14 protein-coding genes are annotated in these 15,439 nt (G+C 43.8%); 6 read left to right on the plus strand and 8 right to left on the minus strand.

Translation table 11 applies throughout. The annotated features are described in order from the left end of the window. Nucleotides 1-52 precede the first annotated feature (52 nt). On the minus strand, nucleotides 53-1,267 hold the full coding sequence (gene nagC / locus A136_RS16480; RefSeq protein ID WP_017062194.1) for a DNA-binding transcriptional regulator NagC: 1,215 nt from the start codon (nucleotides 1,265-1,267) through the stop codon (nucleotides 53-55). 2 nt (nucleotides 1,268-1,269) lie between these two features. Continuing rightward, complete coding sequence (gene nagA / locus A136_RS16485; RefSeq protein WP_017062193.1) at nucleotides 1,270-2,406, minus strand: N-acetylglucosamine-6-phosphate deacetylase; 1,137 nt, start codon at nucleotides 2,404-2,406, stop codon at nucleotides 1,270-1,272. 475 nt (nucleotides 2,407-2,881) lie between these two features. Between nagA and nagE the strand changes: the two genes are divergently transcribed. Next, complete coding sequence (nagE, locus tag A136_RS16490; RefSeq protein ID WP_032546287.1) at nucleotides 2,882-4,432, plus strand: N-acetylglucosamine-specific PTS transporter subunit IIBC; 1,551 nt, start codon at nucleotides 2,882-2,884, stop codon at nucleotides 4,430-4,432. Between the two features lie 299 nt (nucleotides 4,433-4,731). Beyond that, nucleotides 4,732-6,399 (plus strand): glutamine--tRNA ligase, encoded by a 1,668-nt coding sequence (gene glnS / locus A136_RS16495; RefSeq protein ID WP_017063407.1) that lies wholly within the window; start codon nucleotides 4,732-4,734, stop codon nucleotides 6,397-6,399. A gap of 162 nt (nucleotides 6,400-6,561) precedes the next feature. Here glnS and fcrX read toward each other — a convergent pair whose 3' ends face one another. Further along, nucleotides 6,562-7,008: a ferric iron uptake transcriptional regulator FcrX gene (gene fcrX / locus A136_RS16500; RefSeq protein ID WP_017061956.1), complete on the minus strand. Its 447-nt coding sequence runs from the start codon at nucleotides 7,006-7,008 to the stop codon at nucleotides 6,562-6,564. Nucleotides 7,009-7,215: 207 nt separating this feature from the next. Between fcrX and A136_RS16505 the strand changes: the two genes are divergently transcribed. Further along, nucleotides 7,216-7,722, plus strand: coding sequence for a DUF4442 domain-containing protein (locus A136_RS16505; RefSeq protein WP_017061955.1), 507 nt, complete (start codon nucleotides 7,216-7,218; stop codon nucleotides 7,720-7,722). Nucleotides 7,723-7,818: 96 nt separating this feature from the next. Here the strand turns inward: A136_RS16505 and fldA are convergent, their stop codons facing one another. From fldA to A136_RS16520, 3 genes are all read right to left on the minus strand, one after another. Further along, entirely contained in the window at nucleotides 7,819-8,352 is a 534-nt protein-coding gene (gene fldA, locus A136_RS16510) for a flavodoxin FldA (RefSeq protein WP_010436745.1), read from the minus strand. A gap of 58 nt (nucleotides 8,353-8,410) precedes the next feature. After that, entirely contained in the window at nucleotides 8,411-8,629 is a 219-nt protein-coding gene (locus A136_RS16515; RefSeq protein WP_004737900.1) for a DUF2788 domain-containing protein, read from the minus strand. A 108-nt stretch (nucleotides 8,630-8,737) separates the two neighbouring features. Continuing rightward, a complete protein-coding gene (locus tag A136_RS16520; protein WP_017061954.1) occupies nucleotides 8,738-9,499 on the minus strand; it encodes an alpha/beta fold hydrolase in 762 nt (253 codons plus the stop codon). Nucleotides 9,500-9,592: 93 nt separating this feature from the next. Between A136_RS16520 and seqA the strand changes: the two genes are divergently transcribed. Beyond that, complete coding sequence (gene seqA, locus A136_RS16525) at nucleotides 9,593-10,132, plus strand: replication initiation negative regulator SeqA (RefSeq protein WP_017061953.1); 540 nt, start codon at nucleotides 9,593-9,595, stop codon at nucleotides 10,130-10,132. A 92-nt stretch (nucleotides 10,133-10,224) separates the two neighbouring features. After that, nucleotides 10,225-11,871 carry a phosphoglucomutase (alpha-D-glucose-1,6-bisphosphate-dependent) gene (pgm, locus tag A136_RS16530; RefSeq protein ID WP_017061952.1) on the plus strand — a complete coding sequence of 549 codons (1,647 nt, stop codon included), beginning with the start codon at nucleotides 10,225-10,227 and terminating at the stop codon, nucleotides 11,869-11,871. 122 nt (nucleotides 11,872-11,993) lie between these two features. Here the strand turns inward: pgm and A136_RS16535 are convergent, their stop codons facing one another. Continuing rightward, on the minus strand, nucleotides 11,994-12,752 hold the full coding sequence (locus A136_RS16535; protein WP_017063408.1) for a DUF1853 family protein: 759 nt from the start codon (nucleotides 12,750-12,752) through the stop codon (nucleotides 11,994-11,996). 90 nt (nucleotides 12,753-12,842) lie between these two features. Here A136_RS16535 and A136_RS16540 point away from each other — a divergent pair, with 90 nt between their 5' ends. Further along, nucleotides 12,843-13,601 (plus strand): Nif3-like dinuclear metal center hexameric protein, encoded by a 759-nt coding sequence (locus A136_RS16540; protein WP_017063409.1) that lies wholly within the window; start codon nucleotides 12,843-12,845, stop codon nucleotides 13,599-13,601. Nucleotides 13,602-13,849: 248 nt separating this feature from the next. On the opposite strand, the gene A136_RS16545 is transcribed toward A136_RS16540, so the two are convergent. After that, nucleotides 13,850-15,139: a citrate synthase gene (locus A136_RS16545; protein ID WP_017061949.1), complete on the minus strand. Its 1,290-nt coding sequence runs from the start codon at nucleotides 15,137-15,139 to the stop codon at nucleotides 13,850-13,852. Between the last annotated feature and the right edge of the window lie 300 nt (nucleotides 15,140-15,439).

Genomic DNA, 15,439 nt, shown 5'->3' on the forward strand with positions numbered 1-15,439 from the left:
AACGGGCCGTGTTTATACAAACACGGCCCGCGGAAAATCAGAATTGTTTTCTCTAGTCTTCGAGAAGCTTCTGCAGTAACACGCCGTTAAGCATGGCGCGCTTAATCATAGCAAAAGCTCCCATCGTAGGATGTTTATCGATCTGTGATGCTACAATAGGCAGGCCGCTATGGAAAGTCGTTAACGACTGATTCTCTACATTGCGCTTAATTGCAGGAAAAACAATCTCTTGTGCCTTGGTAATATCACCAGCAATGATAACTTTTTGAGGGTTAAATAAGTTAATCGTCATCGCGATAGCCTTACCTAACTGGTTTCCTACTCGAACTAAGCTTTGCTTGGCTAGCTCATCACCATTAATCGCGTGGTCACAAACGTCTTGAATCGTAATATGCTCAAGCTCTGTTAAAGAAGACTCATAGCCTTGTTTAATCAGCTTCTGCACGCGTTCAACGATAGCTGGGTTTGCCGCTACTGTTTCAAGACAGCCGAAGTTACCACATTGGCATTGCTCGCCTAGCGGATCAATTTGGATATGACCAATTTCACCCACATTACGGTTATGACCTAGGAAAACCTGACCATTAACGATAATACCTGCACCTGTACCACGGTGAACACTGACCAAAATAGAATCTTGGCTATCTTTACTTGCACCGAAGTAGTGCTCAGCAAGCGCCATTCCACGAACATCGTTACCAACAAAACAAGCAACATGGAATGTATCGCGAATAATGTCGCTTAATGCGAGGTTATCGATGTCGGTATTCGGCATGTACTCAACAACACCGGTCGTTGGGTTAACCAAGCCTGGAAGCGTGACACCAATAGCAATCAGTTGATCGATCTTTGGTTGATGCTCAGCAATGAAAGCTTTGAGGTTATTGACCAAGCCTTGGGTAAGGTCTGATTGGTCTGAATAATTCAGGTCTTGCTGTTGGAAAGCCAATTCACGACCACCAAGGTCATGCAGGCTTATTTGAATGTAGTCTCGACCCAAACGCACAGCAACAGAATGAAAAGGCTCTACTTCTGTGGTTAGGGAGATAGCGCGTCTACCGCCAGTAGACGCTTGCTGCGCAACCTCTTTAATTAGGCCGCGCTCTAAAAGTTGGCGGGTAATTTTTGTAACACTTGCCGGTGCGAGTTGGCTTACATCAGCCACTTGTATACGACTGATAGGCCCCTGTTGGTCTATAAGTCGGTATACCGCCGCACTGTTTAGTTGTTTAACTAAGTCTACGTTACCTATTTGTCCGCCATTCATACTTAATTGTGCTCGTATTGTCCGTTAACAACAGTCGCTTTAACGTTAAAGTCTCGGTCAAATACAGCTAGGTTTGCAACCATGCCTTTTTTGATTCGACCTAGCTTGCTTTCTACACCGATAGCCGTAGCTGGGTATAGCGTAGCCATGCGAAGAGCTTCGTCTAAAGCGATACCAGCGTGCTCAACTGTATTCTGAACTGCTTCAATCATAGTCAGAGCTGAGCCGCCCAGTGTGCCGTTTTCATCAACACACTTACCATCACGGTAATATACTTTCTTACCGACAAAAATAAAGTATTCCATGTCAGCACCTGCAGGAGCTGTGGCATCCGTCACTAATACCAACTTTTCTCCCTTGATTTTATGCGCAATTCTGATGTTTGCGTAATCAACGTGGAAGCCGTCGGCAATAATGCCAGCGTAAACCTCAGGAGTATCGTAAATCGCGCCAACAACGCCAGGCTCACGACCAACCATCGGCGTCATTGCATTGAACAGGTGAGTGGCGAACGTGATACCAGATTCGAAACCTTGACGCGCTTCTGCGTAAGTTGCGTTGGTGTGGCCGATAGAAACGACAACGCCAGCTTTGTGCAGGCGTTCGATGTGTTCAGGGTCGTTAAGCTCTGGAGCCAATGTTACTTTTGCAACAAGGTCACGGTTCTCACAGATAAGCTCAATCATTTCGTTGTCAGATTTACGAATGTGATCGACGCTATGGATGCCTTTTTTCGCAACGTTTAGGTAAGGGCCTTCAAGGTGCAGACCTAAAGATTGGTTTTGGTACTGGTTATGGTATTCACGAGCTGCCGTAATAACCGCACGCATATCTTCGTCTGAAGAGGTGATAAGCGTTGGTAGGAAGCTAGTACAGCCAGATTTCAGGTTTGCTTTGTGCATGATCTGCATGGTTTCTGCAGTGATCTCATCGTTAAGCATTACACCGCCACAACCATTCAGTTGTAGGTCAATGAAACCTGGGCTTAGGTTTGCTCCGTCTAGGTCGCGAAGCTCGATTCCTTCTGGCAATTCAGAGATAGGACAGACTTTTTTGATCAGTTCGTTTTCGATTACAACAGCATGATCGGTTAGAACATCACTACCAGTGTAAATTTTACAGTTACTTAGCGCGTACATAGTCAGCTAATCCTTATTTCGTGAGATCTTTTAAATTCGTTCGTTACCTAAATGCGGACTTAGTTTGCGAGCATCATTTACGTAACGATTTATCTTTTATGGGCAAACGGCTTCAAAATGAGAAGCGATTTAAGTTGTTGAAAAACATATGAACAATTGATTTTTATTATACATTTAGGTCCATCAACAATGATTATTCACGGTGCTCTATAAGCCCGGAGTTACCATCTTTTTGCCTAATGATTAGATTTGGATTTTATCCATAAATGTTCATTTTTTTGAATGATAAAATAAGTTTTATGATCTCGCTAGCAAAAACCTCTGGATTTGGTAAAAACTGGTGATTAGGATCACAAATGGTAAGGTTTTAATTTGCGGGGCAAAATTAATTGAATACACTGAATAGGACTAAATTGAGCGACTAAAATAAGTTTCTCAAACGAATTCTAAAAAATCCTATAGGGGGAAACAACTGGTGAATATTCTAGGATATGCGCAGAAGCTTGGTAAGGCGTTAATGCTACCAATCGCAACGCTTCCGATTGCGGCATTGCTGCTACGTCTGGGTCAACCAGACTTACTCGATATCGCATTCATGGCATCTGCTGGTAACGCAATCTTCAGTCAACTACCATTATTGTTTGGTTTGGGTATAGCTATTGGTCTTTCTAAAGACGGTAACGGCGCAGCAGGTCTTGCTGGTGCAGTTGCTTACTTTGTTCTGACAGCAACCGCAACAAACATCGATGCTAGTGTAAATATGTCATTCTTCGGCGGTATCTTTGCAGGTATCATCGCAGGTCACTCTTACAATGCATTCCACGCGACTCGTCTTCCAGAGTGGCTAGCATTCTTCTCTGGCAAACGTCTAGTTCCTATTATGGCTGGTCTATTTGCTCTAGTTGCTGGCGCAATCTTTGGTGTTGTATGGCCTGCTGTTCAATCTGGTCTAGATGCACTTGCTCACGCAGTTTCAACGTCTGGCGCTATCGGTCAATTTGTTTACGGTACTCTTAACCGTGCACTTATCCCAGTAGGTCTACACCATGTACTGAACTCGTACTTCTGGTTCGGTATGGGCTCTTGTCAAGAGATCGTAGTTGCTGCAGAAGGCTTCTCTCAACTTTGTGTTGACCCTGCACTAGCTAAAACTTTAGTTGTTGGTCAAGAGTACACATTTGAATTTGCTAACTCAGTTAACCCAGAAATTGTTGCAACTGTTAAAGAAGTAACTGAAACAGTTAAATCTGGCGACCTACACCGTTTCTTCGGCGGCGATAAAGGCGCTGGCGTATTCATGAACGGTTTCTTCCCAGTAATGATGTTCGGTCTACCAGGTGCTGCACTTGCAATGTACCTAGCTGCTCCTGCTGAAAAACGTAGCCAAGTTGGTGGCGCACTATTCTCAGTTGCATTCTGTTCATTCCTAACAGGTATCACAGAGCCGCTAGAATTCATGTTCGTATTCCTAGCTCCTGCTCTATACGCAATGCACGCTGTATTTACAGGTTTGTCTCTAGTAGTTGCTAACATGTTTGGTACTCTGCACGGTTTCGGTTTCTCTGCTGGTCTTATCGACTTCGTATTGAACTGGGGTCTAGCAACTAAACCATTCGTACTACTACTAATCGGTCTTGGCTTCGGTGCTCTATACTTCTTCACTTTCTCTTTCGCAATCCGCGCTTTCAACTTGAAATCGCCAGGTCGTGAAGATGATGACGAAGCTGTTGCAGCTCCTGCTGGCGACGCACCAAAGGGCGACCTTGCACGTCAATACCTGAAAGCTCTAGGTGGTCACGACAACCTAACTTCAATCGACGCTTGTATCACTCGTCTACGTCTAACTCTTAAAGACCGCTCTGTTGCAGATGAAGTTGTTCTTAAGAAACTTGGTGCTAAAGGTGTGGTTAAACTAGGTGAAAACAACCTACAGGTTATCCTAGGCCCACTAGCTGAAATCGTAGCTGGCGAAATGAAAGCTATTGGTGCAGGCGAAGACCTATCTGATGTAAAACTTCCACAGTAAGGGAAGTACTTAATTAAGACGTAAAGTTACTCTTAAGTAAGTGTCAAATTGAAAGCCTCCCACATGGGAGGCTTTTTTGTGCCTACAGTTTAAGACCAGCGAACACGGTTCGTTCTATTCTTCATCGAATAGCAGAAATAATCGCAATTAACGGACGGTTCTTATTGTGCAAAGGCTAAGAATTGTGGATGATTAGCAACAATGATCTTTCTATCTTTGACTGGCGCTATAAGCGACCGTTTTCTTGGGGACGAAAGATAACTTTCTCTGACAATACTAAATACATAGAGGTGCTATAGATGAGTGAAGCTGAGGCTCGTCCATCGAATTTCATTCGCCAAATTATTGATAAAGATTTAGCGGATGGTACACACAGTAGCGTGCATACTCGTTTCCCGCCGGAGCCAAATGGCTACCTGCACATTGGTCACGCTAAATCTATTTGCTTGAACTTTGGTATTGCTCAGGACTACCAGGGACAATGTAATCTTCGTTTCGATGATACAAACCCTGAAAAAGAAGACGTTGAATACGTTGAGTCAATTAAGAATGATGTAAGCTGGTTAGGCTTCGAATGGTCTGGTGATATTTGTTACTCATCAAACTACTTCGATACGCTTTACGCTTATGCTGTGGAATTAATTAATAAAGGCTTAGCGTATGTTGACGAGCTAAGTCCTGATCAAATCCGTGAGTACCGTGGCACGCTAAAAGAGCCTGGTAAAGCGAGCCCATACCGTGACCGCAGCCCTGAAGAGAACCTAGCGTTGTTTGAAAAAATGCGTGACGGTGGCTTTGAAGAAGGTAAAGCGTGTCTACGTGCTAAGATCGACATGAGCTCTTCGTTCATGGTTATGCGCGATCCTGTTATCTACCGTGTTCGTTTTGCTCACCACCATCAAACGGCTGACAAGTGGTGCATTTACCCAATGTACGACTTTACTCACTGTATCTCTGATGCGCTGGAAGGTATTACGCACTCTATCTGTACGCTTGAATTCCAAGATAACCGTCGTTTGTACGATTGGGTTCTAGATAACATCACGATTGACTGCCAACCTCGTCAGTACGAGTTTAGCCGCCTGAATCTTGAATATACAGTGATGTCTAAGCGTAAGCTGAACCAACTTGTGGTTGAAAACCTAGTTCAAGGTTGGGATGACCCACGCATGCCTACTATTTCTGGCCTACGTCGTCGTGGTTTTACTTCAAGCTCGATTCGTGAATTCTGTAAGCGTATTGGTGTAACTAAGCAAGAGAACATGATTGAGTTCGGTTCACTTGAATCTTGCATCCGTGATGATCTGAACGAAAATGCACCTCGTGCAATGGCTGTTCTGGATCCAGTTAAGATCGTTATCGAAAACTACGAAGCAGATACAGTAGAAACGCTAACGGTTGCAAACCACCCGAACAAGCCAGAAATGGGTACTCGTGAAGTTCCATTTACACGCGAAGTTTGGATCGAACGTGACGACTTCCGTGAAGAAGCAAACAAAAAGTACAAGCGTTTGGTTCTAGGTAAAGAAGTTCGCCTGCGTGGTGCTTACGTGATCAAAGCTGAACGTATCGAAAAAGATGCAGAAGGCAACATTACGACTATCTTCTGTTCTTACGACAATGAAACATTGGGTAAGAACCCTGCAGATGGCCGCAAAGTGAAAGGCGTTATCCACTGGGTATCTGCTGATAAAGCACTGCCTGCTGAGATTCGTTTGTACGATCGTCTATTCACAGTGCCAAACCCAGCCGCTGCTGATGACTTCGCTGCAACGCTAAACCCTGAATCTCTTGTTACGCTAAATGGTTTTGTTGAACCTAGCTTAGCAGAAGGTGTGGCAGAGCAAGCGTACCAGTTTGAACGTACAGGTTACTTCTGTGTGGATTCGAAAGACTCTAAAGCAGATGCACTAGTCTTCAACCGCACGGTTGGTCTACGTGACACATGGGGAAAAACTGAAGCTTAATCGCTAAAGTGATTCGCTTTCGATAAGCACCCTAATAAAAAACCGGCTTAGAGCCGGTTTTTTGTATCTGAATAAAGTCGTCAATTATAGAATAAGTTGCGATTAATCGTCTTATGTAGTGACCATATAAAAAACGCCGGCCTAAGCCAGCGTTCTGTATTACTACTTCGCTTTATGCGCGTCTGGATTGCCTTTGCAATCTCCGTTAATGCTTTTGCCGTACAAGTACAAACTGTGGTTTGTTAGTTGCACGTTGTAACGCTGAGCAATCTCTTTCTGTCTTTCTTCGATGATGTCATCAGAGAATTCGATCACTTCGCCACAATCTAAACATACAAGGTGGTCGTGGTGGTGCTGTGTAGAAAGTTCAAATACAGACTTGCCGCCTTCGAAGTGGTGACGAGTTACAATGCCAGCGTCATCGAATTGGTTAAGTACTCGATAAACGGTTGCAAGACCGATTTCTTCACCTAGGTCGATCAGCTTCTTATATAAATCTTCAGCACTAATATGTTGGCAGTCTGGCTGTTGTAATACTTCTAAAATTTTGAGCCGTGGAAGGGTCACTTTAAGACCTGCATCTTTTAGCGCTTGATTATTGTCTGACATATACTTTCCTGTTGATGATCTGCAGCAATTAACAGAATTCAATATTAATACCATTATAGTTTAGTCAGGCATAACAATAAACCACGAACTTCAAAGGGTTACTTACTGACATCACAATCTGTTTTGTAAATTGGAAGTATCTCACTTATAGTGGAGGTACGACCAGTCAAGGTGACGGTGTTTCTGATATGAACATGGAATGTTGTTATGAATAAGCAACTCGCAAAAATATATAAACCCAACATTGTAAAATTTGCTCTTAATATTTGGCCTCCCTTTTGGGGAGCGGGTATTCGAATAGCCCACATTAGCACTGACTTTAGGGTTGTTAAGACAGTACTTAAGCTACGCTGGTGGAATAAGAACGCCAATCGTACTCAATATGGCGGCAGTATCTTTTCTCTTACCGATCCCGTTTACTCATTGATGTTAATGGGAATTTTAGGTGAACGATATTATGTTTGGGATAAAGAAGCGAGCATTAACTTCATCAAGCCGGGGCAATCGGACTTGTATGCAGATTTTGAGATAAGGCAAGGGCAGCTTGACGATATCTATCGTCAGACGCAACTCGGTGAAAAGTGCTTCCCCGAATTTATTATTCACGTGAAAGATAAGCAGGGTAATGTGGTTTCAGAAATTCAACGCACCCTCTATGTAAGAAAGAAGCCGCAATTTAGAGATGATGATGAAGCATTAGAGGCTGAGTGCTAATTAATAGATTTTAAATAGCAAAAAACCTCCTATAAGGAGGTTTTTTCATATCTACATAATGGTTATTAACTGTAACAATTAACAACCACTAGAGAATTAGTCTTCTAGCTCTGCTAGGCACATCTCTTCGTGGATTTGTTTAACCCAGTTAGATACGCGCTCATCAGTTAGCTCAGGTTGACGGTCTTCATCGATACATAGACCAACGAATTGGCTGTCATCGCCTTCAACTAAACCTTTCGATGCTTCGAATTCGTAGCCTTCAGTTGATGTGTGACCTAGGATAGTACCGCCTTTCGCTTCAACGATGTCACGGATAGTACCCATAGCATCACAGAAGTATTCTGCGTAATCTTCTTGGTCGCCACAACCAAAGATAGCAACAAGCTTAGTTGAGAAATCAATAGCTTCTAGCTCTGGGAAAAAGTCATCCCAATCACATTGTGCTTCGCCGTAGTACCACGTAGGGATACCAAGCAGCAGTAGATCGAAGTTATCGATATCTTCTTTGCTGCTTTTTGCAATGTCTTGAACGTGAACGAGCTGTTTGCTCAATTGCTTTTGAATCATCTTAGCAACAGCTTCAGTGTTACCTGTATCGCTACCAAAGAAGAGACCTACACTTGCCATAGAATCATTACCTTTCATTTTGTCTGTTGTCGGTGTAATAAAGTTCGGAAGAGAATCGTTAGATCCCAGTTCCTTCCCAGCTTAGTTGGATTATCCCTTTGGCGATAAAACCCGCACAGCCAAGGAAAAGTACTAACCATACGATGCGACGACCAAATGGAGGAACATTTCCCTGCTTGAGAACGTCCTTAATTGCCATACCGATTAAAAAGAAAATCGCGGCAAACAGGAGATCTAAACCAACAGATTCGATGATGTTCATGTAGTCGTAAAGCATGGGAACCTTATATACCAATTTTGCTTGGGCGCACTATATCACTGTTGTGAGATAAAGTTAATCTGCAGTAATTACACAGCTCTCATTTATCTGCACGAAAAAGCGCAGTTAAGCGATGAATTTTCTAATTGCTCTAAGTACTTCTGCTGGTTTTTCAGCATGCAGCCAGTGACCTGTGTTGGCAATGACATGCGCTTTTGCGTTAGAAAATTGCTGCTGAACGGCTGCTTGATGTTCTGCGGTGAGGTAATCTGAATCCCCACCTTTAATGAGCAAGGTTTTGACCGAGGTTTTCTCGATCGGTTCCCAACCAATAATATGTGGGTAGTTGCTCAATAACGAAGCAACATTGAAGCGCCATTCCATGATGCCTTGCTCTGTTTTGAACAAAGATTTGGTTAAAAACTGGCGAACGCCATCGATCTCGATATGTTTTGCGAGAACCTTGAGTGCATCTGAGCGTGAAGTCGGCTCTTCTTCTATCACGGCTTGCAGGCCTGCGAATACGTTGTCGTGGCGACTCTGAGTGTACGCGACCGGAGCCATATCCAAGACAATCAATTTATGCAGCGCAAGATGTTGTGTCAGTGCCATCGCTACTTTGCCACCCATCGAGTGACCAATCACAGTGACGTCTTCTGACTTAAGATCATGCAGCAGTTGAGCCACGTCTTGTGCCATCGCTTGATAGTTATGAGTGTCACTATGGAAGGATTGACCGTGGTTGCGGAGATCGATACTAAGTACCTGATGATCGGCTTTTAGATCCCTAGCGAGCAAGCCAAGGTTGTCCAGATTACCGAATAATCCATGGATCAAAACAATGGTGTGACCCTCACCTTCAATTTTATAGTTGAGCTGTACTGACATTTTTATCTTATTCATGGTGGGTTTGACGTAGAGTATCCGCGCGGATCTCGCTATAATCCCCCAGAGTTTAAACATTGAGATTGTGAAAAGCGAATGAAAACAATTGAGGTTGATGAGGACCTATACCGTTTTATTGCGGGTCAGACAGAACGTATTGGCGAAAGCGCTTCAGATATTCTGCGCCGCTTGTTACAGGTTGATAGCCAAGGCATGGCTCCGATCGAAGAGATCGTTGAGCCAAAAGGTATCGTTGTTAGCAAAGAGGTAGGCTTTACTCCAGAGAAGTTCGATGGCGTTAAAGAAATGCGCTCACTACTAATATCAGATGAGTTTGCATCACTAAAGAAAGCCATTGATCGTTTCATGCTTGTGTTATCAACACTGCATAAAATCGACCCTTTAAGCTTTTCAGAAGCAACTCAAGTAAAAGGCCGTAAGCGCGTTTACTTTGCAGATAACGAAGCGACGTTGCTAGCAAACGGCAACACGACTAAGCCTAAAGCTATTCCACAAAGTCCTTTTTGGGTTATTACTAATAACAATACAAGCCGAAAAAGACAGATGGTTGAGCAGCTTATGAGCCGCATGAATTTCCAAGCAGAATTGATAGAAAAAGTAACAGGTTCAATTTAACGAAATCTGATTTAAACCTCATAATATCCATGGATAAGAAGATATTATGAGGTTTTTTTGTTTTAAAATTTTATATATAAGGATGTCGAAAAATGGCTATGCACCCTCGTGCTGGGCAGAAAGCTCAGCAGGAAGATCTTCATAATATCCCGGCTTTAGTTGCTAACTATTTCTTACAGCAACCGGATGCTACGAACCCAGATCATAAAGTACTTTTCGGTACTTCAGGTCACCGCGGTACAGCAGACAAATCAACATTTAACGAAAACCACATTCTAGCAATTGCACAAGCGGTTGCTGAAGTTCGTGCCGAGCAAGGTACAACTGGCCCTCTTTTCTTAGGTAAAGATACTCACGCTCTATCTGAGCCTGCGTTCTCTACGGTTATCGAAGTGCTTGTAGCGAACGGTGTTGAAGTTATTATTCAAGAAAACAACGGCTTTACTCCAACACCTGGTATCTCGCACGCGATTCTTACGCACAACCTAGTGAATGACAAAAAAGCCGACGGCATTGTTATCACGCCTTCACATAACCCACCTCAAGACGGCGGTATTAAATACAACCCGACACACGGTGGCCCAGCTGAAGCTGAACTGACTCAAGCGATTGAAGACCGTGCGAACGTGATCATTGCTGAGCAAATGCAAGGTGTTAAGCGTACGCCTATCGCACAGGCTAAACAGTCTGAGCTAGTAAAAGAAGTTGACCTAGTCGCGCCATACGTCGCTGATTTGGTTAACGTCGTGGATATGGAAGCGATCCAGAAAGCAAACATCAAGATTGGTGTTGATCCACTGGGTGGCAGCGGTATTGATTACTGGCGTCAAATTGGTAAAGCGTACAATCTAGATCTTACTCTGGTAAGTGAAGCGGTTGACCCTTCATTCCAATTCATGTCTCTAGATAAAGATGGCGTAGTTCGTATGGACTGTTCTTCTCCATACGCAATGGCAGGCTTACTGGCGCTTAAAGACGAGTACGCTCTAGCATTTGGTAACGACCCAGATTACGATCGCCACGGTATCGTGACACCTAAAGGTTTGATGAATCCAAACCACTTCTTAGCGGTTTGTATTGATTACCTATACCGTAACCGTGAAGGTTGGGGTAAAGACGTTGCTGTTGGTAAGACACTAGTATCAAGTGCATTAATCGATCGCGTAGTTTCTGACTTAGGTCGCGAACTTTGTGAAGTGCCAGTTGGTTTCAAATGGTTCGTTGATGGCTTATACAACGGCCAGTTTGGTTTTGGTGGCGAAGAGAGCGCAGGTGCTTCTTTCCTACGTAAAGACGGTACGCCTTGGTCAACAGATAAAGACGGCCTGATTCTTTGCTTGCTTGCGGCTGAGATCACAGCAGTGACAGGTAAGAACCCACAAGAATACTACGAAGAACTTGCCGCTAAACACGGTGAATCTAAGTACAACCGTATTCAAGCGGTAGCAAATGGTGCACAGAAAGACGTGCTGAAGAAACTATCTCCAGAGATGGTTTCTGCTGAGACGTTGGCTGGTGATGCAATTACTGCACGCTTAACACACGCTCCAGGTAACGGTGCTGCGATTGGTGGCTTGAAAGTGACAACTGAGAACGGCTGGTTTGCTGCGCGTCCATCAGGCACTGAAGACATCTACAAGATCTACTGTGAAAGCTTTAAGGGTGAAGAGCACCTGAAAGCAATCGAAGCAGAAGCTCAAGAGATTGTTAACCAAGTATTTGCAGCCGCTGGCCTATAATCGAATCTCGATTACTAGAGTTGCTAAGTAAATAGAAGAAGGGTTGATGTGAAAGCATCAACCCTTTTTGTTTGTGTTAGTTACGTATAAGCGGGAAAAGGTAAATGAGTTAGCTCAGACGACTAACCGTGTGGCCAACTTTGTGGCATCACAAACCAGAATTGACCAGACTTGGTTTGCCCATGAACGAAGCGATCACCAAATTCGGCGATGGGTTCACCGCTGAAATCATCCGTTCCAGCGGCCCATTGCTCTTTGCTTAGAGGATAGAGTGTTTCGGTGATCTGGTGAGCCTGATTTTGATAGCACCAAAATCCGTTTACTTGGCTTGGGTTAATGTTGTATCCCAAACACTCCGTAGGTACGTTTTGTTCTAGAAATGGGTTGGTATAGAGGCGACCTTGCATCAAAAGGTGTTTTGAGTCGACATCGATATCTGGATACTGATCAATAAAAGCGCTTGAAGAGGACATACCAAGTTGATGGCAGAGCATCCTATCGAGCTTCTTGTCCAATTGGTCGTGAGAATTGGGACCAAACCATGTTTGTTCGTGGAGCAGATAAAACTTAATCGCCACTTCCCAATGTTCCAGCTTTTGGCTGCTCTCTTCTTTAAGAATAAAGTCGATTGCACCGAGAGTTCTGCCTTCCACATTGATCTGAATCTCGTCGTGCTTTATCGAGTAATTCGGTGAGGCAGCGATCACTTGCTCGCATAGATATTGGTAGAGGAAACCTAATCTAGGATTACCCTCATAAGTATGTGATGAGTCGATGGCATGGTTGCTAGAGAATGCACTGAGATCCGAAACCGGTGGCTTGATTTCTAGTAATGGCGGTGAGTCGATGACCCATTGGTAAAAACGTTGCAGTGCTGTCATCTCTTCCTCATAAACTCATCGTGGGGCTTTCGACATTCTACCCGTAAATTGATATAACGACGTTATTATAAAGGTAAGCTGGAAAGAAAAATGATTAACTTACAATTAGAAAAGCTACTTAACGAAAAACTGCAGCCACAGCAGATTAAAGATTACTGTCCTAATGGTCTTCAAGTTGAAGGCGCGACAGAAGTGAAGCGAATCGTTACTGGTGTAACAGCTTCTCAAGCCTTGATTGATAAAGCGGTAGAACTGAACGCAGACGCTTTGTTAGTCCATCACGGCTTTTTCTGGAAAGGCGAGTCAGAAGCGATTCGTGGCATGAAGGGCAAGCGCATTCGTACCTTGATTAAAAATGACATCAATCTTTTAGGTTATCACTTGCCGCTTGATATCCACCCTGAGCTTGGTAATAACGCGAAACTGGCGGAGTTACTTGAGATAGAAGTCGAAGGCGGTTTGGAAGGGCACCCACAATCGGTTGCTATGTTTGGTAAATTAAAAACACCAATGACAGGTACTGAATTCGCAGCAAAAATCGATCAAGCTCTAAATCGTAAACCACTGCATATCGCTCCAGAAAACCAAGACAAAATGATAACGACCGTCGGTTGGTGTACTGGTGGTGGTCAAGACTACACTGAGCTAGCGGCTTCTCAAGGCATTGATGCTTTTATTTCTGGTGAAATTTCTGAGCGCACTACTTACTCAGCACGCGAGCAAGACATTCATTATTTTGCTGCTGGCCACCACGCGACTGAGCGATACGGTGTAAAAGCGTTAGGTGAATGGTTAGCGGAAGAACATGGCTTGGATGTTGAGTTTATTGATATCGATAACCCAGTTTAAGAGCAGATGCGAGATAAGGGGTACGAGTCGAGTGTATGCGTCGTTCTCTAGAATTGAGCAGGTAACCTGTATAGTTTATCTGCTCGCTTAAGGAGATCCCCAACTCATTCGTCCCTCGTTCTTGGGGATGACGATATTATTTTATTCGTTCACTTCGCATTCTTGAGGATGACGGGGTTGAGAGCGTACAAAAGAAAAGGGGTTGATGTTCTCACATCAACCCTTTTTAACATTATGATTTATAGCAACTATTCACGTTCGTGAAGTGCTTTAAAGTCACGTTGTTCTTCACCAGTATATAGCTGACGAGGACGACCGATACGGTTCGTCGGATCGCTGTGCATTTCGTTCCAGTGAGCAATCCAACCGATGGTACGAGACATCGCGAAGATTACTGTAAACATAGATACTGGAATACCGATTGCTTTCAGAATGATACCTGAGTAGAAATCTACGTTCGGGTATAGCTTCTTAGAAACAAAGTACTCATCAGAAAGAGCGATACGCTCAAGTTCCATCGCTACGTCTAGTAGTGGATCTTGGATGTTTAGCTCTTTAAGCACTTCGTGACACGCTTCGCGCATTACTGTTGCACGTGGGTCGTAGTTCTTGTAAACACGGTGACCGAAGCCCATCAAACGGAATGGGTCATCTTTGTCTTTTGCTTTCGCAACGTATTCTTCAATGTTATCTACGCTACCGATCTCTTCAAGCATGCGCAGACAAGCTTCGTTTGCACCGCCGTGAGCTGGGCCCCAAAGTGATGCGATACCTGCTGCGATACACGCAAACGGGTTAGCACCAGATGAACCAGCAAGACGCACTGTAGACGTAGAAGCGTTCTGTTCGTGGTCAGCATGTAGAGTGAAAATCTTATCCATTGCACGAGCAACGATAGGGTTCACTTCATACTCTTCACATGGGTTTGCAAACATCATGTGTAAGAAGTTTTCTGCGTAGCCTAGGTCGTTACGTGGGTAGATAAACGGCTGACCGATTGAATATTTGTAACACATTGCAGCCAGTGTTGGCATTTTTGAAATCAGGCGGTATGCCGCAATTTCACGGTGTGTATCGTTGTTGACATCAAGTGAGTCGTGGTAGAACGCCGCTAGAGCGCCTACAACACCACACATTACAGCCATAGGGTGAGCGTCACGACGGAAGCCGTGGAAGAAACTAGCGATTTGCTCGTGCACCATAGTGTGACGTGTCACGGTAGTCTTGAACTTTTCATACTCAGCTCGAGATGGGGCTTCACCGTAAAGAAGTATGTAACATACTTCTAAGTAATCAGCGTTATTGGCAAGTTGGTCGATTGGATAACCACGATGTAAAAGAATGCCTTTTCCACCGTCAATAAAAGTGATTTGAGACTCACAGGATGCAGTGGCAAGAAAACCAGGGTCAAAAGTGAAAAAACCATTAGAACCTAGTGTACGAACATCGATCACTGGAGTACCAAGTACACCTTCTGTAATCGGCAGCTCGATTGGCGCTTGACCTTCAATGTGAAGGGTAGCTTTCTTATCCGCCATAACAATCTCCTTTGTTTATTATTAATCCGTCCAGGATGTTTATGTGCCATTTTTTTACTGGTCTTACGTGGGAAAGTCAATTTTTCTACAGCTTTGTGTGCACTTGTTAGTGTTTTTTACATTAAATTCGTTAAAAATCTGGTCTGTGTAGCATTATTTGTTACATCAATTGTATTAGAATGTTGCCAGCCGTATAGTGGCGCTGAAAAGTTTGGTTAAAACCTTATAAATGCAAGGCTAAGAAGAAATGTGAGGTGTCTTTCTTAATCGAGCAGTTAACAATTATTTTACAATTATCTA

It is taken from the genome of Vibrio crassostreae 9ZC13 (assembly GCF_000272045.2).
GTDB classification, from domain to species: Bacteria; Pseudomonadota; Gammaproteobacteria; order Enterobacterales; family Vibrionaceae; genus Vibrio; species Vibrio crassostreae_C.

Coding starts and splice junctions, on each gene's coding strand:
- A136_RS16535 (WP_017063408.1), bottom strand. CDS start 12,752: ATGACAGCACTGCAACGTTTTTACCAATGGGTCATCGACTCACCGCCA.
- nagA (WP_017062193.1), bottom strand. CDS start 2,406: ATGTACGCGCTAAGTAACTGTAAAATTTACACTGGTAGTGATGTTCTA.
- seqA (WP_017061953.1), top strand. CDS start 9,593: ATGAAAACAATTGAGGTTGATGAGGACCTATACCGTTTTATTGCGGGT.
- fcrX (WP_017061956.1), bottom strand. CDS start 7,008: ATGTCAGACAATAATCAAGCGCTAAAAGATGCAGGTCTTAAAGTGACC.
- fldA (WP_010436745.1), bottom strand. CDS start 8,352: ATGGCAAGTGTAGGTCTCTTCTTTGGTAGCGATACAGGTAACACTGAA.
- A136_RS16520 (WP_017061954.1), bottom strand. CDS start 9,499: ATGTCAGTACAGCTCAACTATAAAATTGAAGGTGAGGGTCACACCATT.
- A136_RS16515 (WP_004737900.1), bottom strand. CDS start 8,629: ATGCTTTACGACTACATGAACATCATCGAATCTGTTGGTTTAGATCTC.
- pgm (WP_017061952.1), top strand. CDS start 10,225: ATGGCTATGCACCCTCGTGCTGGGCAGAAAGCTCAGCAGGAAGATCTT.
- A136_RS16505 (WP_017061955.1), top strand. CDS start 7,216: ATGAATAAGCAACTCGCAAAAATATATAAACCCAACATTGTAAAATTT.
- glnS (WP_017063407.1), top strand. CDS start 4,732: ATGAGTGAAGCTGAGGCTCGTCCATCGAATTTCATTCGCCAAATTATT.
- A136_RS16540 (WP_017063409.1), top strand. CDS start 12,843: ATGATTAACTTACAATTAGAAAAGCTACTTAACGAAAAACTGCAGCCA.
- A136_RS16545 (WP_017061949.1), bottom strand. CDS start 15,139: ATGGCGGATAAGAAAGCTACCCTTCACATTGAAGGTCAAGCGCCAATC.
- nagC (WP_017062194.1), bottom strand. CDS start 1,267: ATGAATGGCGGACAAATAGGTAACGTAGACTTAGTTAAACAACTAAAC.